Source organism: Streptomyces sp. NPDC030840 (genome assembly GCF_055572015.1).
Genome location: NZ_JBVIEE010000002.1, coordinates 218224 through 244954 on the forward strand (window position 1 = coordinate 218224; position 26731 = coordinate 244954).

At 72.5% G+C, this 26731-nt stretch carries 21 protein-coding genes and 2 pseudogenes; 12 read left to right on the plus strand and 11 right to left on the minus strand.

The window, feature by feature from the left end:
- Position 1: 1 nt before the first annotated feature.
- On the plus strand, positions 2-2830 hold the full coding sequence (locus ACZ49J_RS04935; RefSeq protein ID WP_467448657.1) for an NHLP bacteriocin export ABC transporter permease/ATPase subunit: 2829 nt from the start codon (positions 2-4) through the stop codon (positions 2828-2830).
- A gap of 328 nt (positions 2831-3158) precedes the next feature.
- On the plus strand, positions 3159-5183 hold the full coding sequence (locus ACZ49J_RS04940; RefSeq protein WP_467448655.1) for a cell wall-binding repeat-containing protein: 2025 nt from the start codon (positions 3159-3161) through the stop codon (positions 5181-5183).
- Positions 5184-5269: 86 nt separating this feature from the next.
- Here the strand turns inward: ACZ49J_RS04940 and ACZ49J_RS04945 are convergent, their stop codons facing one another.
- The 4 genes from ACZ49J_RS04945 to ACZ49J_RS04960 form a co-directional block, all read right to left on the minus strand.
- Positions 5270-6547 (minus strand): MDR family MFS transporter, encoded by a 1278-nt coding sequence (locus ACZ49J_RS04945; protein WP_467448653.1) that lies wholly within the window; start codon positions 6545-6547, stop codon positions 5270-5272.
- Positions 6544-8325: an ABC transporter permease subunit gene (locus tag ACZ49J_RS04950; protein WP_467448854.1), complete on the minus strand. Its 1782-nt coding sequence runs from the start codon at positions 8323-8325 to the stop codon at positions 6544-6546. Before ACZ49J_RS04950 ends, ACZ49J_RS04945 begins: the two co-directional genes overlap by 4 nt.
- Positions 8322-9890 carry an ABC transporter substrate-binding protein gene (locus ACZ49J_RS04955; RefSeq protein ID WP_467448851.1) on the minus strand — a complete coding sequence of 523 codons (1569 nt, stop codon included), beginning with the start codon at positions 9888-9890 and terminating at the stop codon, positions 8322-8324. The genes ACZ49J_RS04950 and ACZ49J_RS04955 overlap by 4 nt, the downstream gene beginning before the upstream one ends.
- Positions 9891-9954: 64 nt before the next feature.
- The gene (locus ACZ49J_RS04960; protein WP_467448652.1) at positions 9955-10548 is read right to left on the minus strand and encodes a GNAT family N-acetyltransferase; all 594 of its coding nucleotides are present in this window, start codon (positions 10546-10548) and stop codon (positions 9955-9957) included.
- Positions 10549-10805: 257 nt separating this feature from the next.
- Here ACZ49J_RS04960 and ACZ49J_RS04965 point away from each other — a divergent pair, with 257 nt between their 5' ends.
- The 5 genes from ACZ49J_RS04965 (at position 10806) to ACZ49J_RS04985 (ending at position 14073) form a co-directional block, all read left to right on the plus strand.
- On the plus strand, positions 10806-11843 hold the full coding sequence (locus ACZ49J_RS04965) for a Ppx/GppA family phosphatase (protein ID WP_467448650.1): 1038 nt from the start codon (positions 10806-10808) through the stop codon (positions 11841-11843).
- Between the two features lie 60 nt (positions 11844-11903).
- Complete coding sequence (locus ACZ49J_RS04970) at positions 11904-12086, plus strand: hypothetical protein (RefSeq protein WP_467448649.1); 183 nt, start codon at positions 11904-11906, stop codon at positions 12084-12086.
- 96 nt (positions 12087-12182) lie between these two features.
- Complete coding sequence (locus tag ACZ49J_RS04975) at positions 12183-13199, plus strand: iron-containing redox enzyme family protein (RefSeq protein WP_467448647.1); 1017 nt, start codon at positions 12183-12185, stop codon at positions 13197-13199.
- A gap of 21 nt (positions 13200-13220) precedes the next feature.
- A complete protein-coding gene (locus ACZ49J_RS04980) occupies positions 13221-13874 on the plus strand; it encodes a HemK2/MTQ2 family protein methyltransferase (protein ID WP_467448646.1) in 654 nt (217 codons plus the stop codon).
- The gene (locus ACZ49J_RS04985; RefSeq protein ID WP_467448645.1) at positions 13855-14073 is read left to right on the plus strand and encodes a CDGSH iron-sulfur domain-containing protein; all 219 of its coding nucleotides are present in this window, start codon (positions 13855-13857) and stop codon (positions 14071-14073) included. The genes ACZ49J_RS04980 and ACZ49J_RS04985 overlap by 20 nt, the downstream gene beginning before the upstream one ends.
- 360 nt (positions 14074-14433) lie before the next feature.
- Here ACZ49J_RS04985 and ACZ49J_RS04990 read toward each other — a convergent pair.
- Positions 14434-15116 (minus strand): annotated as a pseudogene (locus ACZ49J_RS04990) (substrate-binding domain-containing protein); the annotation flags it as partial.
- Positions 15117-15142: 26 nt separating this feature from the next.
- On the opposite strand from ACZ49J_RS04990, the pseudogene ACZ49J_RS04995 reads away from it, so the two are divergent.
- The 3 genes and pseudogenes from ACZ49J_RS04995 to ACZ49J_RS05005 form a co-directional block, all read left to right on the plus strand.
- Positions 15143-15232, plus strand: a pseudogene (locus ACZ49J_RS04995) (sugar ABC transporter permease); the annotation flags it as partial.
- Between the two features lie 60 nt (positions 15233-15292).
- Positions 15293-15397 (plus strand): LacI family DNA-binding transcriptional regulator, encoded by a 105-nt coding sequence (locus tag ACZ49J_RS05000; protein WP_467448643.1) that lies wholly within the window; start codon positions 15293-15295, stop codon positions 15395-15397.
- A gap of 89 nt (positions 15398-15486) precedes the next feature.
- On the plus strand, positions 15487-15678 hold the full coding sequence (locus tag ACZ49J_RS05005; protein WP_467448642.1) for a hypothetical protein: 192 nt from the start codon (positions 15487-15489) through the stop codon (positions 15676-15678).
- Positions 15679-15830: 152 nt separating this feature from the next.
- On the opposite strand, the gene ACZ49J_RS05010 is transcribed toward ACZ49J_RS05005, so the two are convergent.
- Positions 15831-16265, minus strand: coding sequence for a protease inhibitor (locus ACZ49J_RS05010; protein WP_467448641.1), 435 nt, complete (start codon positions 16263-16265; stop codon positions 15831-15833).
- 362 nt (positions 16266-16627) lie between these two features.
- Here ACZ49J_RS05010 and ACZ49J_RS05015 point away from each other — a divergent pair, with 362 nt between their 5' ends.
- Entirely contained in the window at positions 16628-17194 is a 567-nt protein-coding gene (locus ACZ49J_RS05015) for a hypothetical protein (protein WP_467448640.1), read from the plus strand.
- A gap of 312 nt (positions 17195-17506) precedes the next feature.
- On the opposite strand, the gene ACZ49J_RS05020 is transcribed toward ACZ49J_RS05015, so the two are convergent.
- The 5 genes from ACZ49J_RS05020 to ACZ49J_RS05040 all read right to left on the minus strand — a co-directional run bounded on the left by ACZ49J_RS05020 (position 17507) and on the right by ACZ49J_RS05040 (position 23872).
- Positions 17507-19372, minus strand: coding sequence for an RICIN domain-containing protein (locus ACZ49J_RS05020; RefSeq protein ID WP_467448639.1), 1866 nt, complete (start codon positions 19370-19372; stop codon positions 17507-17509).
- 764 nt (positions 19373-20136) lie between these two features.
- The gene (locus tag ACZ49J_RS05025; protein WP_467448637.1) at positions 20137-20517 is read right to left on the minus strand and encodes a toxin Doc; all 381 of its coding nucleotides are present in this window, start codon (positions 20515-20517) and stop codon (positions 20137-20139) included.
- A 3-nt stretch (positions 20518-20520) separates the two neighbouring features.
- Positions 20521-20766, minus strand: a complete 246-nt coding sequence (locus ACZ49J_RS05030; RefSeq protein WP_467448636.1) for a hypothetical protein — start codon at positions 20764-20766, stop codon at positions 20521-20523.
- 432 nt (positions 20767-21198) lie between these two features.
- On the minus strand, positions 21199-23442 hold the full coding sequence (locus ACZ49J_RS05035) for a glycoside hydrolase family 9 protein (RefSeq protein WP_467448633.1): 2244 nt from the start codon (positions 23440-23442) through the stop codon (positions 21199-21201).
- A 118-nt stretch (positions 23443-23560) separates the two neighbouring features.
- Positions 23561-23872: a hypothetical protein gene (locus tag ACZ49J_RS05040; RefSeq protein ID WP_467448631.1), complete on the minus strand. Its 312-nt coding sequence runs from the start codon at positions 23870-23872 to the stop codon at positions 23561-23563.
- 284 nt (positions 23873-24156) lie between these two features.
- On the opposite strand from ACZ49J_RS05040, the gene ACZ49J_RS05045 reads away from it, so the two are divergent.
- On the plus strand, positions 24157-26568 hold the full coding sequence (locus ACZ49J_RS05045) for a SpoIIE family protein phosphatase (RefSeq protein ID WP_467448630.1): 2412 nt from the start codon (positions 24157-24159) through the stop codon (positions 26566-26568).
- The last annotated feature ends 163 nt before the right edge of the window (positions 26569-26731 follow it).

Below are 26731 nucleotides of genomic sequence, written 5' to 3' on the forward strand. Positions count from 1 at the left end.
GATGACGACCGTGCACGAAGCACACGAGGGGGACCTCGTCCTCGGCGCGCTCGGTGCCATGGGCACCCCCATCGACTGCACCGGCCTGAGCCGTCTCGACCTGGAGGGCCCGCAGGTCCTGTGGCTGGTGGCGTCGGGCGCGCTCGACCTGTTCGCGGTCGACGCCGTGCAGCAGGGCCACTGGCACCACCTGGGCCGCCTGGAGGCGGGCTCCCTCCTGCTCGGCCCGGTCCCCGGCCCCCAGCACACGCTGGTGGCCCGCCCGTTGCGCGACTGCGTCGTCCGCCGCATCGGCCTGCGCGAGCTGTACCAGCAGCCCGACACCGCGAGCTGGTCGTACGACGAGTACGGCAACCCGCAGTACGTGCCGCCCACGACGAGCCCGCTGGAGTACGCCCTCGCCCTCGGGGTCGGCCGCAGCCTGTCGATCCTCTTCCAGGCGCCGATGGCCACCGAGAACGCGGCCGCGCTCACCGACGACGACGTCTTCTGGATGCAGGTGCCGCCCGGCAGCGTCCAGTACGGCTCCCTGTACGGGGCGGAGGCGGCGGCCGACCTGCTGATGGACCCCGGGGTCTGGCAGGGCATGGTCGACCAGCAGTACCGCCTGCTGTCCACCCTGGACCGGTGGATCGAGCAGCTGGAGCGCACCCACGAGGACCGTACGGCCGCCGGGATCAAGGCGGGCGAGGCCGTGCGCGCCCAGGCGGACCGCACGCTGCTGGCCTCCATGGGCAAGCCGTCGGCGTCGCGGCGTACGACCTCGGCGGACGCCGACGCCACGTACGCCGCCTGCGAACTGGTGGCCCGCGCCGCGGGGATCACGCTCTCCGAGCCCGCGCAGAGCGGCACGGAGAGCGACCGTATCGACCCGGTGGAACGCATCGCGATCGCCTCACGCGTCCGCACCCGTGCGGTACGGCTCACCGGGCGCTGGTGGCGGGAGAACGTCGGCCCGCTGGTCGGCCACCGGGCCTTGTCGGGCGCGCCGGTCGCGCTGCTGTGGCGGCGCGGCGGGTACGTGGCCGTGCAGCCGTCCTCCGGACGCGAGACACCGGTCGAGAAGGCGAACGCGGCGGAGTTCGAGGAACGCGCGGTGATGTTCTACCGTCCGCTGCCCGAACGGACCCTGAGCCCGCTGCGCCTCCTCCGCTTCAGCCTCCAGGGCACGGGCGGCGACCTCGGCAACCTGATGGTCAGCGGACTGGTCACGGTCGCGCTGGGCGCACTGGTACCGATCGCGACGGGCAAGGTCCTCGGCGAGTACGTGCCGAAGGCGCAGGAGAACCTGATCGTGCAGGTGTGCCTGGCCATCGTCGTCGCGAGCGTGGTGTCGGCGGCGTTCATGCTGCTGCAGAACCTCACGATCCTCCGCCTGGAGGGCCGCATCGAGGCGACGCTGCAACCCGCCGTCTGGGACCGGCTGCTGAGGCTGCCGACGAAGTTCTTCACCTCCCGCTCCACCGGCGAACTCGCCAGCGCCGCGATGGGCATCAGCTCGATCCGCCGCCTGCTCGCGGGCGTCGGCCCCACGGTCGCCCAGTCGGTCACGGTCGGCGCGATGAACCTGGCGCTGCTGCTCTGGTACAGCGTGCCCATGGCGCTGGCCGCGGTCGGCATGCTCGTCGTCATCGCCGGCGTGTTCCTCGGTCTGGGTCTGTGGCAGGTGCGCTGGCAGCGGCGCCTGGTGGTGCTGAACAACAAGCTCAACAACCAGGCGTTCCAGACGCTGCGGGGCCTGCCGAAGCTGCGCGTCGCGGCGGCGGAGAACTACGCGTACGCGGCGTGGGCGGGCGAGTTCGCGCGCAGCCGGGAGCTCCAGCAGCGCGTCGGCCGCATCAAGAACCTCACGACGGTGCTCGGCGCGGTCTATCTCCCTGTCTGCACGCTGGTGATGTTCATGCTGCTGGCGGGCCCGGCCCGCGGCTCGATGTCGGCGGCCTCCTTCCTCACCTTCAACACCTCGGTGACCATGCTGCTGACGTCGGTGACCCAGCTCACCGGCGCGTTCGTGTCGGCGGTGTCCGCGCTCCCCCTCTTCGAGGAGATCAAGCCGGTGCTGGAGGCCACGCCCGAGGTGCGCACGGCGAGCACCCGGCCGGGCGTACTGACCGGGGCGATCGAGGCCCGCCGGCTGTCGTTCCGGTACGCCGACGACGGCCCGCTGGTCCTGGACGACGTGTCGTTCACGATCTCACCGGGTGAGTTCGTGGCGATCGTCGGCCCGAGCGGCTGCGGCAAGTCCACGCTGCTCAGGCTGCTCATCGGCTTCGACAAGCCGGTCTCGGGCAGTGTCCTGTACGACGGTCAGGACCTGGCCGCCCTGGACCAGTCGGCGGTGCGCCGCCAGTGCGGAGTGGTGCTCCAGCACGCGCAGCCGTTCAACGGCTCGATCCTGGACGTCATCTGCGGCACCGAGCCGTACACGCCGGAGGAGGCGATGGCGGCGGCCGAGATGGCGGGGCTCGCCGAGGACATCAAGCGGATGCCGATGGGTCTGCACACCATCGTCCAGGGCAGCGGCGCCGTCTCGGGCGGGCAGCGGCAGCGGCTGATGATCGCCCAGGCGCTGATCCGGCGCCCGCGCGTCCTCTTCTTCGACGAGGCGACCAGTGCCCTCGACAACGAGACGCAGCGCAAGGTCATCGAGAGCACGCGGGCCCTCAACGCCACCCGCGTCGTCATCGCGCACCGCCTGTCCACGGTGCTGGACGCCGACCGCGTCATCGTGATGGAGGACGGCAAGGTGGCGCAGCAGGGGCCGCCCGCGCAGCTGCTCGCGGACACGGGCGGACGACTGCACGAGCTGGTGCGGCGGCAGATGGCGTGACGGGCGGGCGACCGGACCACGTGCCCGGACGCCGGCCCCGCCGAGCCCTGTTCGGACGCACCCTCCAGGGCCGCCTCCAGTTCCGCCACCCGGCGCGGTACGTCCAGGGCGCGGACCGGTTCCAGCGCCCAGCCCGCTCGGCAGTCACAGGCTGGCCGAAGACCGATCCCGAGTTGTCCAGCAATACCCCGACACCATCGGCGATGAGACGGCTGTTTCCTTTGATCACCTGCGGGGCTAGAGTGACGCAGCTGCCGTGCAGGAACGTGGCGTTTCCGTCCCCCGTCGGGGAGGTGAACGGCAGCCTTCAAGCAACTTGTGGGGGCACATGAGGACTCACAGACGCCGCGTGCTCGCGGCACTGGGCACGGCCGTCGCCATGGCGGCGGGCATGGCGACGGCACCGGGCGCGGCGGCAGCCGACCCCGTGACGTGGCCGGCCGAGGACGGCAAGCTGATGTACCTCCACGGCGCACGCAACGTGCTGCAGACGCACGAGCTCGGCACCGGCGTGTACTCCGACTTCCTCGCCGACGCCAGCCAGCCGGCCTGGTCGCCCGACGGCAGCCGGGTCGCGTACGTGAAGGACAGTCAGATCCAGACCCGCCGGTACACCGGGTCCACCCTGGTGAAGATCCCCGAGCGGGACTCGGTGCGTGGAGTGAGCGATCCGACGTTCCTGTACAGCGGCGGCACGATCGTCTACTCCGGCAACGGCCGCCTCCGCTACGCGCCCTCGGACGGCTCCGGCTACGGCCGTCCGCTGTTCTCCACCGCGGAGGACGGCTGCGACCGCAAGCCGAGCGCGTCCGTCAACGGTCTGATCGCCTTCGTCCGCACCGGCGACACCTGCGGCTCGCCGACCGGGTCGGCCATCTGGCTCTACGACGACACCACCGGCGGCTTCACGAAGCTGACCGACGACGGAGACGACCCCGCGATCTCGCCCGACGGCACACAGGTCGCCTTCGTGCGTGAGGCGGGCGGCAACACTCGGCTCTTCGTCATCGACGTCGACGGCACGGGCGAGCGCCAGCTCACCTTCGACAACGCCGCGCACATGCCGGCGTGGTCGCCCAGCGGCACCCGGATCATCGTCACCAACGGGACCGACGAGGACGTGGCCGTCCCCCGCATCGTGGACATCGCCACCGGCGAGGTCACCTTGGAGCCGAAGCCGCCGGGCACCTCGTCGGTCCTCCACATGGCCTGGCAGCCGCTGCGCGGCCAGAGCACCGGCCGGGTCTGGGGCGCCGACTCCTCGGCCACCAACGTGGCCGCGTCCCGCTGGACGTGGAACACGGTCGGCCAGAGCGAGCCCGGGCTCATCGACGCGAGGACGGCCGTCCTCATCAGCAAGGACAGCCCGTCCTACGCCCTGACCGGGCAGAGTCTCGCCGGTCAGAAGCAGGGCCCTCTGCTGATGACGCCGGAGACCTCGCTGTCCACCGCCGTGCAGAACGAGCTGAAGCGCACGTTGAAGCCAGGGGCCACGGTCTACCTGGTGGGCGGCACGGACATCCTCTCCAGTGCGGTGGCGAGCAAGGTCTCCTGGCTCGGCTTCACGCCGAAGCGGCTGGCGGGCACCTCCCGCTACTCCACGTCCGTGGTCGTCGCCAAGGCAGTCACCAGCGCGCCGCAATACGTGTTCCTCGCCACCGGCACCGACTACCACTCGGCGCTCGCGGCCTCCGCGGCGGCCGGGGCACTCGGCTACGGCGGCAAGGCCACGGTGGTCCTCAACGAGGGCAACACGCTGACGTCTTCGGTGAAGTCGTACCTCAACTCGCTCGACCCCGACGAGACCATGATCATCCCGGTCGGTACCTCGGCGAAGTACGCGCTCACGCACACGTACTTCTCCAACTGGCCCGACACCTGGAGGTACTACCCCATCAGCGGCAGCGGTCACGACGGCACCTCCGTCGCGCTCGCCCGGTTCTGGTGGAGCTCCCCCTTCCAGGTGGGCCTGGCCTGGTCGGACAGCTGGCGCGGCGGCGTGTCGGCGAGTACCGGCATGTTGTACTTCGGCCCTCTCCTGTGGACCGACGAGACGACGCTGACGGAGACGAACGCGACCTACCTGCGCCAACGGGCGGCCGGGGTCAATTCCGTCATCGCCTTCGGCGGGACCGGGTCGGTCTCCGCGTCCGAGCTGACCGCGGCGGGTTCCGCCATCAGCGCGGACAGCTCGCTGGTGACCTACCACCCCTACTACAACGGTCTCGCCCCGGCGCAGCAGTCGGCGCTCTCGGCTACGCGCTTCGCGAGCGGCACCGGTACGGCCGCACCCAGGGCCGGGACCACGGCGCCGCGGCCGAGCCTGGACACAGCGCGGACCACGAACAGGTAGCGCACCGACACACGGCCCACCGGCCCCCGGGCGTCACGTACGCCGGGGGCCGGTGCATGTGTGTGACTGTGTGGCGCCTCCGGTGCCTACGAGCGCTGTTGGCGGGCGGTGCCCGGCTGCCGGCCCGGGCCCCGGCCCTGGCGGGGCAGCAGGGCGAGGGATGCCACCGGGATCGCGGCGAGGACCAGCCAGGGAACGGAGGGCGGGAGGGTGGTGTCCAGCAGGGACCCGGTGGCCGAGCTGCCGATCAGGACGATCAGACCGGAGACGGAGGACAGGGCCCCCGTGTAGAGCCCCAGACGCCCCTCCTCCGCCAGGTCCGGCACCCAGGCCCTGGCCGCGGGTGCGACGAGCATCTGGCCGAGGGTGAGCAGCACGACGAATCCGGCGGCGGGCAGCAGACCCCCTGTCCCCGTCCAGCCGGCGGGGCGGGCCGCCGCCACCACCGCGAACCCGGCGGCGACCAGCAGCAGTCCCGCGCCCATGGAGCGCCGCAGGTCCAGCCGCTGCCCCACCCAGCGGGTGACCGGCAGCTGGGTGGTGACCACCAGCAGCGACGACAGCGCGAACAGCCACGCCAGTGGCGCCTGCGAGCCTGTCGCGCGCTCCACCTCGTCGGGGAGGATCAGGTACAGCTGGTTGTAGGCCAGCAGGTAGGCGCCGTACGCGCAACACAGTGCCAGGAAGGGGCCGTTGCCGACGAGTGAGCGCAGGCCGCCCCGCGCCGTGACTCGCGCCCGGCCGGGTATGTGCTGCGGGAGGAGCCGGTAGTGTCCGGCCAGGACCAGGACGAAGACCCCGGCGCCCGCCAGGCACACCGTGCGGAAGTCGACCTGCAGCAGCAGCGCGCCGAGGAGGGGGCCGACGAAGGCCCCGGCCTGTCCGGCCACCGTGAACAGGGCCAGCACGCCTGTCCGGTCGCCTCCGCCCGCCTCCTCCCAGACCACCGCCTGCCGCGCCACCTCGGACTCGACGGCCGGCGAGAACAACGCGGCGGCGAAGCCGATCAGCAGGACCGCGCCGATGACCGCCCAGGACTCCCCCGCGTACCCGAGCCACAGGAACCCGGCGATCCGCAGCACACAGCCCGCCAGCACCACGGGCCGTACGCCGTACCGGTCGGCCAGCGCGCCGCCCACCACGAACAGCCCCTGCTGGCTGAACGTCCGCAGGCCCAGGACGAAGCCGACCATCCAGCCCGCCATGCCGATCGCGGTGCCCAGGTGCTCGGCCAGGAAGGGCAGCACGGCGAAGAAGCCGATGTTGAAGGCGAGTTGGGTGAGGATCAGCAACCGCAGCAGAGGGTTGAGCCGGGTCCACGTGCGGGGGCCGCGCCCGGTGGTCTTGGTCAGTTGCTGGGTCATCCGGGTTCCCCGACGGTGGTCGCTGTGGTCGTGGCTGTGGCGGGCTTCGGCCGGCGTACGGTCGCGGAGCGCGGTCGCGGCAGCCGCACCCCGCCTGCCGACGTGACCGCGAGGACACCGAGGAGGGCGAGCACGGCCGCGGGGGCGAGGACGGCCCAGGGGGCGCGTTCGGCGTACGGCTGGTTCTCGGCGAGGAGGAGGCCCCACTCGGGGTCGGGCGGCTGGGTGCCGAGGCCGAGGAAGCCGAGGGCGGTCAGGGCGAGGGCCACGGAGGGCAGGCGGACCAGGGCGTGGCGGGTGACCGGCGGGAGGACGGCGGGCAGGAGTTCGTGGCGGAGCAGGTACCACCGGTCGGCGCCGAGTCCCTTCGTGGCCGTGACGTGGGTGGTGGCCCGCTCCTGTTCCAGCAGGGCTGTGGTGTGCGCGGCGAGCGGGGCCCAGGCGACCGCGGCGACGGCGAGGGCGGGTGTCGCGGCGCCGCTTCCGGCGACGCCCGCCGTCAACAGGCCCGCGAGGACGGGCGGTACGGCGTTGACGGTGTCCATGAGCGGTGCGGACAGCCGGGGCAGCAGGCCGAGGAGCACGCCGGTGAGCAGGGCGGCGGCGCTGATCGTCACCGCGAGGGTGAGCGTGCCGAACGCTCCGTGGCCGATGCGGGCGAGGACGTCACGGCCGAGCGCGTCGGTGCCGAACGGATGTGTCCAGGAAGGGGGTTGGAGCCGGGCCCCGGTGTCGAGGGCGAGCGGGTCGCGGGCCAGGCCGCAGGTGACGACGCCGAGGAGGACGGCACCGTACAGCATCGGGGTGGCGCTCGGCGCGGGTGGTGCGGGCCGGTGCAGGGACTGCAGGGCGCCGTCGCGCAGGGCCGGGCCGATGAGGAGGCGGGCCGTGAGCCGGGCGAGGGCTCCGGCTCCCGCGGCCAGCAGGACCAGGGCGAGCGTCCCGGCCTGGAGGACGGGCAGGTCCTGGGCGATCGCGGCCTGGAGGGTGGTGCGCCCGAGTCCGGGGATGTCGAAGACCTGCTCCACGGCGACCGCTCCCCCGGTGAGACCGACGACGAACAGGCCGGTGTTGGGCAGGAGTCCGGGCACACAGCGGCGCAGCGCCTGCCGGGCGATCGAGCGGGCGGGCACGCCCCGGGCGGCGGCGGCCAGCGCCCAGGGTTCGGCGAAGGCGCCGGGCAGCATGTCGTCGAGCATCCGGCCGAGCAGCGCGCCGGCGGGCAGACCGAGCGCGAGGGCGGGGAGCACCGTCCAGCGCGGCCCGTACCAGCCCAGGGCGGGCAGCCAGCCGAGTTGTACGCCGACCACGGCGGCCAGTACGGACGCCGTCAGGAACTCGGGCAGCGCGGCCGGCACCGCAGACGCGCCGCCCCTCCCCCGGCGCTCGTCGAGGCGGCGGCGCGCACCCAGCCACAGGGTGCGCGCGGTGACGGCCGCCGCCGTGACCGCCGCGACCACGAGTGCGACGGCCATCAGCAGGAGCGAGGCTCCGAGGGCCTGGAGGACTGCGGGGCCCACCTCGTCCCCGGAGATCCACGACCGGCCCGCGTCACCGTGCGCCAGCCCGCTGAGCCACTGCCCCAGCAGGGGCAACGGGCCCGCGTCGAGGCCCAGTTGGTCTCGTACCGCGGCCAGCACCTCGGGGCTCGGGGTGCGTTCGGCCGAGCGGGCCTTGAGGACGGTGAGCGCCGGGTCGGTGCGTGACAGCCACGGCAGCAGGCCTAGGCCGCACAGCAGGGAGGCGGCGAGCAGGACCCGCCAGAGTATCCGGTTCAGCGTCGCGTCCCCGTTCCGACGAGCGTGCGCTCGTACGGGTCGAAGACCACTCCCTGGACGGAGGTGCCGACACCGGTGATGATCTGCTGGTGGACGAGGGGCACGACGGCGTCCGTGCCGAGGATCGCGGCCTCCGCGTCCATCGCCGCCTGCTGCCGCTGGGCACTGTCGGCCACGCCCGCGGCGTCGGTGACGGCCTTGTCGGCCTTCTTGTCGCAGAGCAGCGCCAGGTTGTATCCGCCGTCGCAGGAGTAGTCGCTCGCGAGGATCGACACCGGGTCGCCGGTGTCGAGGAGGCTGTTGCGGGCGCCGACGAAGGCATCGAACTTCCCTGACAGGGCGTCGCTTTCGAGGCGCGAGTACTCGCGGACCTCCAGCTTCACCTTGAATCCGGCCTTCTGGAGCTGCTGCCCGAGCACCTGGGCGACCTCGGGCAGTTCGGGCCGGTTGGTGTACGTGGCCACGGTCACCGACGTGCCGTCCGCGTCAGCCGCCCTGGCGCGGCCGGTGGGCTCGACGCGTTTGTCGGCGGCCCAGGTGACGGCGGGCCCGAAGATCCCGGTGCCCGGGTCGGCGTATCCCTCGTACACGTCCTTCGCGAACACGGAGGTGTCGACGGCCTCGCGTGCGGCGGCCCGGAGCGCCGGGTCCTTGAAGGCGCCCTTCTCGGTGTTGAGGAGGAGGCTGGTGGTGCGGGTGGTGGCCGTCTCGTGGCGGGTGCCCTCGTCCAGTGTGGCCGCCTGGGAGACGGGGACCGCCTCGGCGATGTCGACCTCCCCGGTGCGCAGGGCGTTGGTGCGGGCCGTGCCGTCGGATATGAACCTGGCGTCGATGCCGGAGGCCTGGGCGCGGCCGCCCCAGTAGTCGTCGTACCGGTCGAGGGCGGCGGCGGTGGTGCCGGAGACCTTGGTGAGCTCGAAGGGCCCGGTGGCGGTGCCGACGGGGTCGGGCCTGGTGGCCCTGTCGTCGCTGCCGTCCCCGCCACCCTTGCCGTACGCCTTGGGCGAGAGGATCGCGAGGCCGGGGCTCGACAGGCGCAGGGGCAGGGCCGGGTCGGGCTCTTCGGTGGTGACGCGCACCTGGTTGCCGTCCGCATCGGCCCCCGCGGCCTCCGCGGTTCCCTTGGTCGCCTTCGTCGTCGCGGCGGCCTTCAGGGTGACGCCGGAGAGCGCCGGGGGGACGGGCTTCGCCTCGGTCGCGTGAGTGAGAGCGGCGGCGACGGCGGCCGGGGTGACGTCGGTGCCGTCCTGGAACGTCGCCTCGCGCAGGGTGAACCGCCAGGTCCGGTCGTTCTCCCGGGTCCACGACTCGGCGAGCGCCGGGGCCGCGGCTCCGTTGGCGTCCAGCTTGGTCAGGCCCTCGGTGACGCCGAGACGGCTGAGGAGGGTGGCGTCGGCGCCGTACGGGGAGAGGTTCTCGGCGGGCGGGAAGGCGAGGGCGACCCGGAGGCGGGAGCCGTCCGCGGAGTCCTCTGCGGCTGTTTCGCCTCCGGAGGCGAAACAGCCGGTCAGCGCGGGTGTGAGCAGCAGGCCGGCGAGCAGCCGGCGCCGGGGGACGGAGCGCATGGTCCTCGTGGGGGTGGGCGTCGTGGGGAGGGTCGTCGCAGGGAGGCGGGTCATCGGGGGCGCGTCACAGGGAGGGCACGGCTTCGGCGGGCAGGGCGCGGACGGCGGCCCCGGGACGGGACGCGACAGGGCGGAAGGAGAAGATCTCGAAGTGAACGACCCGCTGTCCTGTCTCCTGCCGTTCGTCGCACACCACCTCGCCCAGTGACCGCCAGAACGCCTCGGCGCCGGGCACGCCCGGGTCGGTGTGCAGATAGACCGAGCGGTAGCCCCCTTCCGCCGCCGCGAACTCCAGCAGGGCGGCGACCAGCCGGCGGGCCAGGCCGCGCCGCCGGTGCTCGGGGCGGACGTAGACGCGCCGAAGTTGGGCGGTCTCACCCGACGGGTACCGATCCGCCAGCCGGCGGGGGTTGGGCGGATGGGCCGGGCCCCTGGAGTCGAGTGCCGCGGTGGCCACGACCTCGCCGTCCCGCTCGTCGACGGCGACCAGCAGGGTGTGCCGCGCGGGAGCCACGTAGGCACCGTGGAGGTCGATGATGTCGCCGTGCCACCTGGGCACGTAGCCGGTTCCGAAGTCCCGGTAGACGGTGTCGAGCATCACCGTGCGGGCGCTGTCGAGGTCGCCGGGGGCCGCTTCCCTGATGCTGTAATCCTGCACCTGCACATCATATGCATTAAGGATCGCAGTCATGATCGAGGGGGCCAGGCGCCGGCCCGGGGCAGGGGGCGGGGGATGCGTGGCCGGGGGTGTGCGCCGCCCGATCGGGGCGCGTGTCAGGGGGCGACGGCGGCGGCGACCACGGCGACGGCGCCGAAGTCCTGTGCTCAGGGAGTGCGTGGCTCGTATGCGCTGTTGTGCGGCGTGCCCGTGCGCAGCGCACGCGTGCCGTGAGCGCTTCCGGGTACTTCGCAGCCATGCGTATCAGCGTGGTGGATGTGGGATCGAACACCGTCCGGCTCGTGGTGGCGGACGCGGAGGGAGGTGTCCCGCTGCCGGTACACACGGCGAAGTGGCGGCTGAGGCTCTCCCAGCGCGTGGCGCACGGAGGCCGTATTCCCGAGGAGTCCGTGCAGCGGTTGTGCGAGGCGGTCGCGGCGGCGGGCCGGACGGCCGAACGGTGGGGTGCGGCGGACCCGTTGGCGTTCGCCACCGCCGTGGTGCGCAGTGCCCCGAACCGCCCGGAGGTGCTGCGGGCCGTTCGGGAGGAGACCGGGATACGGGTGTGCACGCTGCCGGGTGAGGTCGAGGCGGAGCTCACGTTCCTCGGGGCGCGGCGCTGGATGGGGTGGAGATCGGGGCCGCTCGCGCTGCTCGACATCGGCGGGGGCTCGCTGGAAGTGGCCTTCGGGCGGGGCCGGTTACCCGACTTCGCGGCCTCGTTGCCGCTGGGAGCCGCTCGGCTGACGCACGAGTTCTTCCAGGGGGAGGACCCGCCCTCGGCGGAGAGCGTGAAGGCGATGCGGCGGAAGGTCCGCCACCAGCTCCGGGACGTGGCCGCCCGGATCCGGTGGGAGGGGCCGCGCACCGCGGTGGCGACCTCGCGTACGTTCCAGCAGCTCGGACGGCTCTGCGGGGCGCCGCCCGGGCGTCACGGGCCGTTCGTGGAGCGACCCCTGCGCCGCTCGGAGCTGCGCGGGGCGATGGAGCGGCTGGCGGCGCTGCCCGCCCAGGAGCGGGCGCGGCTGCCCGGCATCTCGGCGCCACGGTCCGCGCAGAGTCTGGCGGGTGCGGTGGTCGCCCATACCGCGATGAAGCTGACCGGGCTGAAGGAGGTCACGATCTGTCCGTGGGCGCTGCGGGAGGGAGTGCTGCTGCGGCACATCGAGGACGGGCCGTCGTGGTGGGCGGACATCAGCGCGCACGGCGAGGAGGGGACTCGGTACGGGACGGCGACCGCGGGCGCGGCGTCGGGGGGTGCGGTGCCGCTGCGGATCGCGGCGCCCGCGCGCTGAACGTGAGCCTCCGGCAGGAACGGATACCCGCACTGAGAGGTACGAGAGGAAGGAGCCCTCATGACCCAGAACCGGCGGAAGGAACAGAAGCGGCCGGAGACCGCGCGGGAAGAGGTCCTCCGCGAGGTGGAGGACGCCGAAACCCGGGTGGAGGAGACCGAGGAGCGCCGCCGGCGCCGTGGAGAGGCGGCGGACACCATCACCCCGAGCCGACGGGCACAGGAGCAGTCGCAGGGTGAGTGACCGGCCACGACAGACCCGCGGCCGCCCTCACACACGGAAACCCGGCGGACAGGACGCCCTCGCCACACCTCCGGAGGAAGTGGGTACTCGAGACATATGACAGCCGAACGACCAGGACCACGGCTGCCGCGGAGCCGAGGAAGGCTGTCGGCGGCCGTCACAGCGTACCTGCGGGGATCGGGGCCCCTGCCCCACGACAGCGACGTCCGCGCCGCGGACCCGTACGGCGACGACCTCCAGCTGGCGCTGTACCTCTGCTACGAGCTCCACTACCGCGGCTTCGCGGGAGTGGACCCGGCCCGCGAGTGGGATCCGGCGCTGCTCGGTACCCGGGCGATGCTGGAAGAGCTGTTCCTGCATGCCCTGCGGGCGGACACCCCGGTGCACGGAAGCGTGGCCGAGGCCGTGAAGGAGTTGCTGGTGGAGCCCGCGAGCGGAGCAGGCGTCACGCACTACCTCCGGGACGAGGGCAGCTTGTGGCAGGTGCGCGAGTACGCGGCCCTGCGGTCGCTCTACCACCTCAAGGAGGCGGATCCGCACGCCTGGGTGCTGCCCCGGCTGTGGGGGCGGGCCAAGGCGGGGATGGCCGCGGTGGAGTACGACGAGTTCGGCGGCGGGCGCGCGGAGCGTGTTCACGCGCGGCTCTTCGCGGACCTGATGGACGATCTCGGTCTGGACACGTCGTACGGCCACTACCTGGACGCGGCTCCCGCGCAGATGCTGGCGATCGTGAACATGATGTCCCTCCTGGGGCTGCACCGCAGGCTGCGCGGGGCCCTGGTGGGGCACTTCGCGGCGGTGGAGATCACCTCGTCGCCGGGCTCACGCCGGCTGGCCGAGGCGATGCGGCGCACGGGCGCGGGGCCGGCCGCGGAGTTCTTCTACGACGAGCACGTCGAGGCGGACGCGGTGCACGAGCAGGTCGTGCGGCACGACGTGATCGAAGGGCTGCTGGCCGAGGAGCCGGAGCTGGCGGACGACGTGGTCTTCGGGCTCGACGTGACCGGGTTTCTGGAGGACCGGCTCGCCGAGCACCTCCTCGCCCGGTGGCGAACCGGGCAGTCGTCACTGCGAGCAGCTTCGAACAAGGAAACCATTCATAATATTTCCTGACAATCAGGGTACTTGTTTCGCGTGAATCTTCTGGTACTCCCGGGCGTCTACGCCCCACAGGACGACACCGAACTGCTGGCCGACGCACTGGCCGCCGAGCCCCTGCATCCGGGCGCCCGGGTGCTCGACCTGGGGACGGGCTCGGGCGCCCTGGCCCTGGAGGCGGCGCGGCGCGGCACGCGGGTCACGGCCGTGGACGTGTCATGGCGGGCCGTGTGCACGGCCCGGCTCAACGCCTGGCTGGCCGGGCTCCGGGTGCGCACCGTCCGGGGGAACCTCCTCCACCCGGTCGCCGGGCAGACCTTCGACCTCATCCTCGCCAACCCGCCGTACGTGCCGGCTCCGGCCGCCGAGCGGGAACCGCGTGGTGCCGCGCGCGCCTGGGACGCCGGCCCGGACGGCCGTCTGGTGCTGGACCGGATCTGCCGGGACGCGCCCGCGCTCCTGGCCCCCGGAGGCGTTCTGCTGGTGGTGCACTCCGTGCTCAGCGGTCCGCACCACACGGTGAAGCGGCTGCGCGACGCGGGCCTGAAGGCGGCCGTGGTCGAGCGCCGCTGGATCGCCCTCGGCCCCGTACTGCGCGCCCGGCAGGCCTGGCTGCGGGCGCGGGGGCTGCTGTCCCGCAGCGACGACAAGGAAGAGCTGGTGGTCATCCGTGCCGAACGCCCGCGCTGACGCGCCCACCCGCATCACCGTTCAGCGTCCCGGTCCGCTGCTCGTCGAGGGACCGGTGGAGGTGGAGCTGGAGGACGGGACGGTCGTCTCGTCGGACCGCTTCCGCGTGGCGCTGTGCACCTGCCGCCGCAGCCGCCGTTACCCGTGGTGCGACACCAGTCACCGGCGGTCGGCGCCCCCTGCGGATCGCCGGACCTAGGCACGCGGGCCCCCTTCACAGAAGTCAACGCTTCGGATCGAAATTCACCTTGCCGAGTGAACTAGATCTGTGGCCGGTGTCGTCAGGGATGGCGCTGCCCCGGCCGGGGTAGCTACCGGGATCCGATGCGCCCTACCGTTCCGGGGTGGAGCCGAGATGCCGCCTGAAGCCCACGACCGTGCCACCGACCCGCCCGAGGGTACGGCCGCCGCGTCAGGGCCCGACGCGGCGAGTCCCCGCGCGCAGCCGCCACCGGCGAACCCGTACGCCCACAGCCGCCGGGCCGGGCCGATCACCGTGGTCGCGGTCTCGGGCGAGATCGACATGGCGACCGAGGGGCCGTCGCCGTCGGTGTACCAGCGGCACGCGCAGCCCTGCGTCGGCGATGGCACGGAGGGCTCCCGCGGCGACCATGTCGTCCCCGGCGAAGACCGCGGTGAACTCCCTGGTGAGGTGAGCAGTTCGGTCATGCCCCGGTGGCCCGCCGCCCGGCCGAGCCCGCAGTCGACGACGTGGGCGGCCTCGGCCGGCAGCCCGTGTTCGGCCAGCGCGGCCCGGTAGCCGGCGACGCGGGCGTCGAGGGCCGTGTTGCCGGGCAACCCGCCGAGGAAGACGATGCGGCGGTGGCCGGCCGAGAGCAGGTGGCCGGTGATGGCGCGGGCGCCGGCCTCGTTGTCGAACTCCACGACGAGCGCGGGTATGCCGGGGTCGAGGGCCGGACGGCCGCACAGCACCAGCCGGGCGCCGGAGGCGTCGAGGGCCTGCGCGTAGTGGGCGACGCGCTCGCGGTAGGCGTCGTCCTCCACGACTCCGCCGACGAGGACCACCAGCCGGGCGCCCTCCTCCCGCATCAACTGCACGAACTCCAGCTCCCGCGCGGGGGCGCCGCCGGTGGTGCCGACCAGGCGGAGCCGGCCGCGGGCGGCGGCCTCCGCCTCGACACCCTCGGCGACCTGGGCGTAGAACGGGCTGGTGACCTGCCGCAGGACGTCGGCGACCATCTTGCGGCCGCCGCCGACCGGGGCGCGGGCGTGCGCGTTGGAGCGGGAGCGCGGTCGTCGGCAACGTCATCGCCTTCAAGGACTACGTTCCGTTCGACGGAATCTGGGGCAGCCCGTGGGTCGGCCTCGGCAACTTCCAGCGGATGTTCGAATCCGCCGAGGACCACGCGGCCAACAGCTGACGTGCGGCGACGGACGGCCGGAGGGAGACGCGGGGGATGGGAAGCGACATGGGGTCGAAGGGGCGGGTCATGATCCGCGGGGTCGCCGAGCGGGCGGGCGTGTCCGTGGCCACCGTCTCGCGCGTGCTCAGCTTGTGGTGACACGACTCAAGCCTCAAAGGGCAGTTCAATGAAACGATTGAAGGAGGTGCCGGAAGGCATCGGGACGATCCGGAGAGGGAGGCGCGTACGTGAAATTCGTTCTCGAAGTCGATCTGGACGGAGTGGACTGGAACGAGGGCACCACCGTGCAGGAGCTGAGCCGGATCCTGCGGTACTGGGGCGGCAACCTCCACCACTACGGCCTCAGTCCGGGGGACGGTTCCGCCGTGTACGACTCCGGATACCGCGAGGTCGGGCGCTGGACCGTCGCGCCGGAATGACGCAGGGGCCGGCCGACGGCCCCACTCCGTCGGCCGGCCCCCGGTGCGGAGATCGCATGGTTCCCGCGCCGGGCCCGCACTCCCCATCCGCGAGCCCTCGGTCGCCGCTCACGGGAACCGCGCGACCTCGGTCCTCAGAAGAACCCCGCTTCTCAGAAGGAGAAGACGAGGCTCCCTGAGGAGTTCTTCACGCACTCGTTGGAGAAGGTGCGTTCATGGGCGACGCGCCGCCCCTGCCAGACACCCTCGACCGTGACGGTCACAGGGTCGTACTGCTTGGTGCAGGCCGCCCCTCCTCTGTCGGCCAGGGCGGCGAAGTCCCCTCCGGCGGCCCGGATCTCGGCGCAGGCGTCGGCCGCGGCCGGGTGCGTGCCGGAGGGAGCCGGAGCGCAGGTCAGCGTGACGGCGCGTTCGGGAGTGGCGGTGGCCGCGCTCTGGCCGTGCCCCACGGTGAGCACGAGGGCGGACGGGGCGTAGAGCCCGGTGGCAGCGCCCTGCGGGGAGGCGAGGGCGCTGCCCGTCAGGGGGCCGCAGACGGCCGTGGCCGTCAGGGTGAGAGTCACTGCCCAGCGCGCGGTGTTCGGCATGGTGTGCGTCCTTACGCTCGGTCGGAACGCCGGGCCGCCCGCGGTCGGATCACGAACGCGTCGGGCGGTCCGGGCGGGTGCCGGATCGGCGAGCGCGAGTCTGCCGAGTCCCAACCCGGAAGGCACGTCGACCCCACCGGTTTCAGTAACTTTCAGTATTGAATCAGTGGCGCGATGTTACGGAAGTTGATCGAGCGGGAGCCCGGAACTGAGCGGTTGTTGATCGCCCGAGGCGCCCACCTGGCCGGATTCGTACGGTTCAGTAATCGGCCTGAAACATTCCGCTTGCCCCCGGGAGGAAGCCCTCCACGAAACCCTCCGACCCCCTTGTGTTCATGTGAATGCGGCGTAATCGTAATTACATGATTACTTCAGAGCAGCACGAGAAGCTTCGCGGCTGGTTCGCCGGCCGCCTGCCGGACGATCTCTTCGAGGGCCTGGTGGAGGTGACGGTCGACCGCGAGGAGATCACGGTCATCGGCCGCGTCCCCGCACCCCGGCTCGCCGAGGACACCTCGGCCGCCGAGAAGGAGGCGGCAGTGCGGGCCCGCATCCAGGAGTTCCGCGAGCGCACCCGCGAGGAACGGATGGCGGTGGCACGCGAGGCGGAGCACCGGTTCCGCAGAAAAGTCTCCTGGGGCGTGGAGTGCGCGGGCGAGCGCGCCCTGTTCACGCACGTCGCGGCGCCCGTGATGACGCGGCTGCGTCAGTCGGAGCGGCAGGTCCTCGACACGCTGATCGAGGCCGGCGTCGCCCGCAGCCGTAGCGACGCCCTCGCCTGGTGCGTGCGCCTGGTGCAACGCCATACCGACGACTGGCTCACGGAGCTGCGGGAGTCGCTGGAGCAGGTGCGGCGGGTGCGGGGGCGGGGGCCGGATCGGGAGGGAGGCGCGGCGACACCGCGGGACGAGTCGCCTGGTGAGGTGTGAGGGAGCGAGGGACCCGGTCTGCCTCTTGGTACCGGCGGTCGGCCGCCGGTTCACCGTGGCTGGTCACGCCCATGCGGCGGAGCCACCCGTGCGACACAGCCCCGCGCCCCGTACGTGGCGCTCGGGCCCGGTCCGGTGGGCTGCGTGGCGGGGAGCGCGAATGAGGGCAGCACCGCCCGTGCCGACCGGGACGCCCTGGAGCCCGGCGGCCACGCGACACCACGACCGGGCGGTGCTCCGGACCTGCCCGATGCGACGGACAGCCGTACGGCGAGCGGGGCGCCCTGGCCGGCCAGGGCGCCCTTCAGCACGTCAGGTCAGCAACTCGCCGCCCGCGACCGCGGGCAGATGCACAACCAACGGCAGAGCGGGCGTGTCGCTCATGTCGGCGGCGGCGGATGCCGCGTCGTCGCCGGACGAACGCGTGCTGTCACCCGCGGACATCACCGCGCCGTCCTCCACGTGCCCCGACGTACCAGCCCCCGCCGGGTCGCCCGCCTGTTCCGGTGCCCGCACGCCGCTCTGCCGCTCGGCGAGGGGCTCCCCCGCGGCGGTGGACTCGGCCGACGGGGCCTCGGAGCCGGCGATCGACAGCGACTCGGGGGTGGCCGACGCGCCGTCGGTCGCCCAGCGTTGCGCGTCCGAGCCGTCCCGTGCCTTGACCACGATGTCGGCCTTGGGGTCGGAGTTGGTGGGCGCGACGGCGAGTTCCTCCTCCCAGCGGGGAAGCAACTCGCCCTGCACGGTGAGGTCGTAGCGCACGTCGTCGGCGCGGTCGGACTTCTCGGAGGCGCACTCGCCGAGGACCACCACTCCGGCGTCCACGTGTGAGTCCAGGCAGAGCTCGGGGTCGGCGACACTGCGCAGCAGTCCGTCGTCCTCGTACGACCACTTCTGCGTCCAGTCGGAGGAGCACACCGCGAGTTCGGTCGCGGCACCCTTCTTGGCCTTGCCCCCGCGGATGTCGAGGCACAGGTCGGCGGCGACGTTGCGCAGACGGGTCTGGTCGGGGGTGGTGGGCATGCCGGCCGAGTCCGGGGGCGGGGACGACGTCGGCGAGGGCGTCCCGCCGGGTTCGGGGGCCTTGCTGCGGTCGCCGGTGGCGCTGGTCGACGCGGCGGGGTCGGCGCCGCTGCCGTCGTCCGAGAGCATCGCGACGGACAGGACGAGCGCGAGCAGGGCGCCCGAGGCCGCACCGACACCGGTGAGCAGCGCCCTGCCGTTGGGGCGCGGTCCTGACGTGCCGCGGTTTCGGCGCTGGGGCGGGATCCGGGAGAGCAGACGGTGCCGGCCGCTGTTGGCGGCGCGTCGGCCACCGCCCTGGCGCGAACCACCCCGCGAGGCGCGATCGGGCCGCGAGTCGAGGTAGCGGCGCGCGCCCCAGCCCAGCACGGCCTCCGCGAGCAGACCGCCCAGGGAACCCTCGAAATGGCTGAGCTGCTCGGCGGCGTAACGGCAGTAACGGCACTCCAGGAGGTGCTGCTGCACATCGGGGAGCAGGGCGCCGCCTCGCCGAATCGGGACATCCAGCAGCCGGTTGTAGAAGCGGCAATCCTTGGTCGGCGCCAGTTCCCGGTGGGCGCGTACACAGCCCTGGCGGAATTGCTCGCGGGCCTGTTCCAGCGTCGCCGCCGCGGTGTCGGGGCCCATGCCCAGCAGACCGGCGGGAATGGTTATCGGTTCGGCCTCGACCTCGGTGTGCCACAGCAGGCACTGGGCGAGTCCGGGCAGGGCCTGGAAAGAGCGTTCGGCGAGCTTGCGGTTTTCCGGGGTCATGGACTTCGCGGCACGCATACCGCGGCCCCCGGCGGGTTTTCTCAGGTCCGGCAGAACGCTGGAGAGCCCGTCCTCCGCGGACCACTCCTTGACCATGTCCCGCACGGTCACCAGGAGACGGGGCCGCAGGGCGACGCCGGACTCCCCCCGTATCAGCCCCTCCAGCACCCGGTGGAAGGAGGCGGCCGTGACCATCGAGGCTACGTTCGCCGAAGAAGCGAGGCAGATGACCGCGTAGTCGTGCGTCGACTGCCAGTGCCGTGACATCAGCACCGCGACGGGATCGCCGGCCTCGCTCTCCGGCCGGCCTCTCAGCTGGGCGGCGAGGTTCTCGTCCGACACGCCGGGAATCACGCCCGGGCGGGGCGGATAGGACGGGCGAGGGGGGTGGGGGGTGTGCACAGAGCGGTTTCCTTCCGAGGCGCAAAGGCGGCACACAGAGATGGTTTGCCGAAAAGGCCCGCCCGCTGGTGCGAACCTTTTTGGCGGTGCGCCGGGAATGCGGCTCAGGGGGACTGACGGAGCCGCACGGTGGCCGTCGGCCGAGGACCTTTTGGGCCCGTCGGCGAACCGAAAAACCGAGTGGCGTTTCAGACCTGGCCATTGCCCGTACGCAGGCAAGTTCACCCTTGCACAAGTTACTCAAGGCTAACAAGGCACTTGGGCAACATCAGCCCCACTGAAGGAAGGTCAGAAGGCGCCCTGCTGGACACGTGAAAGGTGAGGCTGCCCGGAGGTGCTGGTGACCGCCTCTTCGGGCGGCTCGGCAACGGAGCCGACCGGGCGTGTCGTACGGTCAACTCGTCGACACCGTACATGTGTTCACGTGTCAAGTGCCCCGTGTGAACCGGTCGCACGTGCCGACGGCGCGCACACGCTCCCGACGCGTACGCCTTTCGTAGTCGACTGTGGGCCGGCCACTCATCAGGCCCCGCGCGGGACGGCGGCTCTCCCGCGCGAAATGGGCCGCCGACCCTGATCCTTCCGCCCTGGGTCGGCGGCCCCGAGGGCCGGTCCGGACACCGCGTCGCCCCGGGTTCACGGCTGTGGGGGAACAGCCGGCCGGGGCGACGGTGTCCGGCGCCCCCCCCTTGGCGGTCCAGGGACGCGGACGCGGCCGGGGCTGGGCTGAGGGCGCAGACGCAGCCGGGGCTGGGCGGGGAACCTCAGATCTGCCAGGACCGCAGTCGGTCCGCCGCGCCGTACACGTCCACCTTGCCGGATATCAGGTCGCGCGCGAGGTCCACGAGAGCGCCGTACGGCGGGTCGATGCCGACGCCGCTCACGAACATGTACGCCACGGCGGTCGCGCAGGCGAAGCGGGCGTTGGCGGACGGCAGCGGCTTGAGCAGGGCCAGCGTGTGCAGCAGGGCCGCGGCGCGCCAGGCCGGGTCGGAGTCCACGCCGAGGCGCGGCGGGTCGACACGGTGGCGGGCCACGGCGGCGACGAGGGCGGAGAAGTCGTTGACCGTGGGCTGGTCGGGCAGCACCTCTTCGTGGCGCTGCAGCAGCCAGGGCACGTCGATGTGGATGAGAGGAGGGGCCATCGGTCAGACGGCCCGCCCCTCACCCTTGGCGGCCCGTTCGTCCTCGGGGAACGCGGCGGCGAACTCGTCCGCGTGCGCCGTGAAGAACTGGCGGAAGGCCTGGGCGCCCTCCTTCAGGGCCCGGTGACGCACTATGTCGGCCGCGGCCGCCTCGCGCACGAGCGCCTTCATGGACGTACCGCGCTCCTTGGCTATCTGCCGCAGATCCTCTAGCTCGCGGTCGCTGAACTCCACATTCAGGGCTGGCATGCCTCTCACGGTACCGCGCGGGTACTTACTCGTAAATACCCGCAGGTCAAGGACGACAGGGCGCGGTACCTGCGGCGTGCGGGGCGAGGAGCTCGGTGTCCGATTCCCGCCGGTTCGAGGGCGGGCCGCGGGGGCGGGGCCGGCCGGCCCCGGCCCAGGAGCTGGACGCGTACGGGTGCGCGCTCACGCCCGCGCTCCTCTGCCCCGCGGAGTGCCGTGACCTCGCCGCGCTGTACGGGAGGCCGGAGGTGTTCCGGTCCGGGGTCGACCTGGCGCGGCACGGTTTCGGCCCGGCGAGTACCGCTGCGCGGTGTGAGCGCCGTACGGTCGGGCCGCCGCCACGGTCTGGCTCTGGTGTGCCACGACGCCGCCTGATGACACGGTCGTGCGGCGGGCTCGGGACGAGGCACGCCCGCCGCACGGTGCGTGCAGCTAGGTCTGGTCCGCCACGAACGACGCCATCCGTGCCAGCGCCGCGTTCCAGTTGATCGTGTGTTCGTTCGTCGACCAGGACTGGATGTCGTCGATGTAGCAGAACTGGCCGACGCAGCCCTGGAGTTTGCTCTGTGCGTACGGGTCCTGGATGCTCGAGTTGGGGCCTCCGGCGAGCGTGCCGCGCGGCGGGTTCGGGAGGTCCGGGTCGAGCTGGTGGGCGTACCACCGGCTGTGCTGGTTGTGCGCGTTGGCCTCGCCGTAGCCCGTCACGTAGGACATGTTCAGCGCGTTGCGGCCGAAGACGTAGTCCATGCTCTGGACGGCCCCGTCGCGGTACTTGGACGCGCCGCTGATGTCGTAGGCGCTCGCGATGACCACCGCGTTGTTGAGGATCTGGTGGCTGGAGCCCCAGTCGTACAGGTTCTTGTCGGGCGCGTACGGCATGCCGTACGGATGCGCCTTCAGGGTGGCCAGGTAGCGGTCGGCGCCCTTGAGCACGGACTGGCGCACCTTGTCACGGCCGGGCAGCTTGCTCGGGACCAGCGCGAGGTCCAGGCGGCCCGCCGCGGCCGTTCTGGACCAGTCGAAGCCGAGGCTGCCGAAGATGTCGTCCGTGTGCACCGGTGAGTTGAGGACGTGGTCGGCGAACTCCTTCTCGCCCGTGGTGAGGTAGAGCTCGGCGGCCGCCCAGTAGAACTCGTCGCTGGGGTTGTCGTCGGCGTAGGCGCCGCCGCCGATGCCGTCGTTCGGGTCGGGGTGGGTGTCCGGGTGGGCGAGGGCCGCCGCCCACGCCGTCCTCGCCGCCTTGAGCGCCTTCGCCGCGAAGACGCGGTCGTACGGCTTGTACAGGCGTGCCGCCTGTGCCGCAGTGGCCGCGAGGTTCAGGGTCGCCGTCGTGGTCGGCGGGTGCAGCTCGCGCTTCTGCGGGTCGGCGTCCGGCATGAGGGGCAGTCCGGTCCACTGCTCGTCATGGATCTTGTGGTGCGCCATGCCCGCGAGCGGCTGCCCCGCCGGCACCTGCATCTTCAGCAGGAACTCCAGCTCCCACCGGACCTCGTCCAGCACGTCGGGCACCTTGTTGCCGCTCTCCGGGATGTCGAGCGTGCCGTCGCCGAGCTTTTCGGACTGGCCCGTGCGGGCGTGCAGGGATCGCTCGTACGTGGACAGCAGCTCCCAGGTGGAGATGCCGCCGTTGACGACGTACTTGCCGTGGTCACCGGCGTCGTACCAGCCGCCGGTGACGTCGAGGGTGTAGTCGCAGACGCCCGGCTGGCAGGGCACGTCCTTGTCGCCCCGGTTGGGCGCCACGTTCAGGTGCCCCGCCGCGCGGCCGTAGCCGGGGCGCAGGTCGTCGCGGATCTCGGTGCCGCTTCGCTGGGGGTAGTAGTACTTCAGTGCGTCGAGCCGCAGTTGCTCGTAGGCGGCCGGGTCGATGTCGAACGGGCGGCTCGTCTCGCCGTCCGCGACCAGCGTGAGGCCCTCGGCCCGCTTGCGGTACGAGCCGAAGTCGATGGAGTGGACGTTCTGGCCGGAAGACGCGTCGAGGCCGCGCGGCACGGTCCAGCCGTGGGCGACCGTGGTTCCAGAGGCGTTCTTCAGCTGCCAGGGCAGCCTCCCGGTGGCCTCGGTGACGAGGGTGGCGTTCTTCGGCCCGGCGGGCAGGTAGGCGACCTGGTTGACGCGCACCCGTGGTCCGGTGTCGGGCTCGTACACCTCGGGCGGCACCCCGCCGAGCAGGGACACGTCGTCCATGCAGAAGCGGAACGACTCGGCGCCGCCGCCGAGCTGGAAGCCGACCTGCCCCTGGGTGGTGTCGACGGGTGAGGTGAAGGTGTACGAGTAGGCGTTGCCCGAGACGCTCAGCTGCGGGCTGACCTCGAAGTAGGTGTCGTACGGCGACACGGACAGACCCACGATCGCGCGCAGCACGTTGCCCCCGGGCGCGCCGGACGCGGTGAAGCTGAAGCGGTACGACTCGCCCTTCACGAGGGTGATGTCGTTCTGGCCGACGGCGGCGTCCCAGCGGTTGGCGGTGCCTCCGGGGATGTCGGCGCACAGCCGGCCGTCGGACAGGCCGGCGGTGACGTTGCTCGTCGTCCACCAGGGCGCGGTGGTGGTGTCGAAGGTGCCGTTCTTGACCTGCTCGACCTCCTCGGCCTGGGCGGGCCCGGCGGGCAGCGCGGTGAGGGCCGCCGCCAGGAGGGCCGTCACGGCGAGCAGGGTGGTTCTGCGTCGTTTCACTTCTGGGCTCCTCTGAGAGATGGGGCGCGCAGAGGTGGGGGCGCACGGAGGTGGCGCTTGCTGTGGGAGCGCTCCCAGATGCGGATGCAGGCCATGCTGTTCGAGAGGTGACAGCCCGTCAACGGTCCGGACAGGACTGGTTCCCGTCCGACAGCAGGTGGACCATCAGAACCTGGCCAGGGGACGCCCCGCTCTGCGGGGTGAGGAATGGCCAGGTTCTGATGGCGTCGGCGTAACCGCCGACCGGGCCCGTGATACCACCGGGGTTGACCAACGCGAAGCGCCAGCCGTCGCTCAGGTCGATCGTGCGCCGCGAGGAGGCGCGGCCCGGCCGGGCCCCGGGCACGGCGGCGACCGCGGTGCCCGTGAGCGCTCCTGCCATCGGCGCGGCGGAACCCGCGATCAGTAGCGACCTGGGCGTAGCCGCCATGGCCATCCCTTCGCCGGACGTGCAGGCGGACGGATCCGCGGCACACCAGAAGCGCAAGAGCCCACAAGCGCTCACACGCAACTGCTCGCGCGCCGACAGATTCTGACGCCGTGACACACAGAGGCCTCAAGGGCCCTTGCCGCAACTCCCGTCCGCCCTGCCGCGGCTCCTCCACCGATCGATCCATCGGCTCACGCCACATCCCGGGTGCGCGGCACGGTGACGCACTAGGCTGGTTTTCGCCCGTATGCGCGTTCGGTCCGGCGAAATGGAATCTGACCACGATGAGGAGCCGCAAGCTCACAGAAGGTGACGACCCGGCGTACTCCCTCGACGGCGCCGTCACGGCGCGAGCGATCGTGGCCGCGGACGGGTCGGTCGTCGAGTGGAACGAGGGAGCGCGGCGCCTGCTCGGCTGGTCGGCGCCGGACGTCCTGGGCCGGTCCGCCGGACGTCTGCTCGCCCCTGGCGGTTCCTTCCGGCTGCCTCCGCCGGGTATCCCCGTGTGGAGCGGCACGGTTCCGCTGCGTCACCAGGACGGCCGGACGGTGTCGGTGTGGCTGCTCGCCCACCTCCGCGCATCCGCCGACGGGGACGCGGGCGGCGGCTGGCTGGTTCTCTGCCCCCTGGAGGACCCCGGCCCGCTCAGTCGCGACGAGCCCCTCGCGGCCGCGGTGGTGCACCAGTCGCCGTGCGCGGCGGCCGTGTTCGACGAGCGGCTGCGGCTGCGCGGCATCAACGACGTGATGGCGGACGCCGTGGGGATGCCGGAGGAGAACCTCCGGGGGCTGCACATGAACGAGATCGTGGGCGGCCGGCAGGGCGAGAAGCTGGAGGGGCACCTGCGCGAGGTGCTCGGCAGTGGCCGGCGCAAGGACGTCCAGACCTTTCTGCGGGCCGCCGACGAGGACGGGGCGCACGCCTGGTCCGCCCGGATCGCCCCGCTGACCGACGCCGACGGCCAGGTCATCGGTGTCTGCGTGACCGGCCACGACATCACCGAGCAGTACCAGGCCCGGCAGCGGCTGCAGTTGGTGAACGAGGCCAGCGTCCGCATCGGCACCACCCTCGACGTGACGCGCACCGCCCAGGAGCTGGCGGACGTGTGCGTGCCGACGCTCGCCGACTTCGTCAGCGTCGACCTCATGGAGTCCCTGGTCCACGGGGACGAGCCGGCCGTGGGGCCGCTGTCCGCGCCGTTCACGCTGCGCCGCGCCGCCCACCAGTCCGTGAACCCGGGAAGCCCCGAGGCCGTGGTCGAGCCGGGGGGCGTGGACGTCTACCCGGCCGCCTCGCCCCAGGCCGCCTCCCTGGTGGCCGGGCGCACGATCGTGGCGACGGACCCGGCCGGCATGCTCGAGGAGTGGCTCGACTGGGACCCGGTGCGCGCCGCGCGGATCAAGGAGTACGGGATCCACGCCACGATGTCGGTCCCCATCCGGGCCCGCGGCACGACCCTCGGCGTGGCGGTGCTCACCCGTTTCCAGCGGAAGGACCCGTTCACGCCCGACGACGAGATGCTCGCCGAGGAGGTCACGGCGCGCGCCGGCGTCTGCATCGACAACGCCCGCCGCTTCTCCCGCGAGCGCGAGACCGCGCTGGCCCTCCAGCGCAGCCTGCTCCCCCAGACGCTGCCCCGCATGCCCGCGCTGGAGGCCGCGTCGCGGTACCTGCCGGCGGCGAAGGCCGGGGTGGGCGGCGACTGGTTCGACGTGATCCCGCTGTCCGGGATGCGGGTCGCCATGGTGGTCGGCGACGTCGTCGGCCACGGCATCGAGGCATCGGCGACGATGGGCCGGCTCCGCACGGCCGTCCGTACGCTCGCGGACGTCGACCTGACGCCGGACGAGCTGCTGACCCACGTCGACGACCTCGTTGTACGGCTGTCGCAGGAGGCCGGCGCCCAAGGGGTGACCGAGGTGGGCGCCACGTGCCTGTACGCGGTGTACGACCCGGTCACCCGCCGGTGCAGTTTCGCACGGGCGGGGCATCCGCCACCGGTGGTGCTGGCGCCGGACGGCCGGCCGCTCGACGTGCACGTGCCGGCGGGGCCGCCGCTGGGCCTCGGCGGGCTCCCCTTCGAGTCCACCGAGCTGGAGCTGCCCGAGGGCACGATGGTCGCCCTCTACACCGACGGGCTGATCGAGAGCCGCGACCGCGACATCGACACCGGCCACGAGCTGCTGACCCAGGCGCTGTCCCGCTCGACGGGTTCCCTGGACGAGGTCTGCCGGGACGTCATCGCGTCGATGCTGCCGTCGTCCGGGGCCCCGGACGACGTGGCCCTGCTGCTGGCCCGCACCCGCGGGCTCAAGCCCTCCCAGGTCGCGACCTGGGGGCTGCCGGCCAACCCCGCGGTCGTCGCCCGCACCCGCCAGTACGTGCTGGACAAGCTGGCGGCGTGGGGACTGACCGAGATGGCGTTCACCGTCGAGCTCGTGGTGAGCGAGCTGGTCACCAACGCCATCCGGCACGGCGCGCCGCCGATCCAGCTGCGGCTCATCCACGACGAGTCCACGCTGATCTGCGAGGTGTCCGACTGCAGCGGGACGGCTCCGCACCTGCGCCGGGCGAAGACGTTCGACGAGGGCGGGCGGGGACTGCTCCTGGTGGCCCAGCTCACGCAGCGGTGGGGCAGCCGGCATACGGGCGAGGGCAAGACGATCTGGGCGGAGCTGAACCTGGCGGAGAGCTGAGAGCCGCTGGGCTCGCGAGGTGCGCAACCGCCGTAGGGGCTCGGTCGTGTGGCGGCCGCGGATCCGACGGGCTTTGGGGGGGGGGGGGGGGGGGGGGGGGGGGGGGGGGGGGGGGGGGGGGGGGGGGGGAGAGAAGGCCCAACAAAACACAAAAAACAAACAA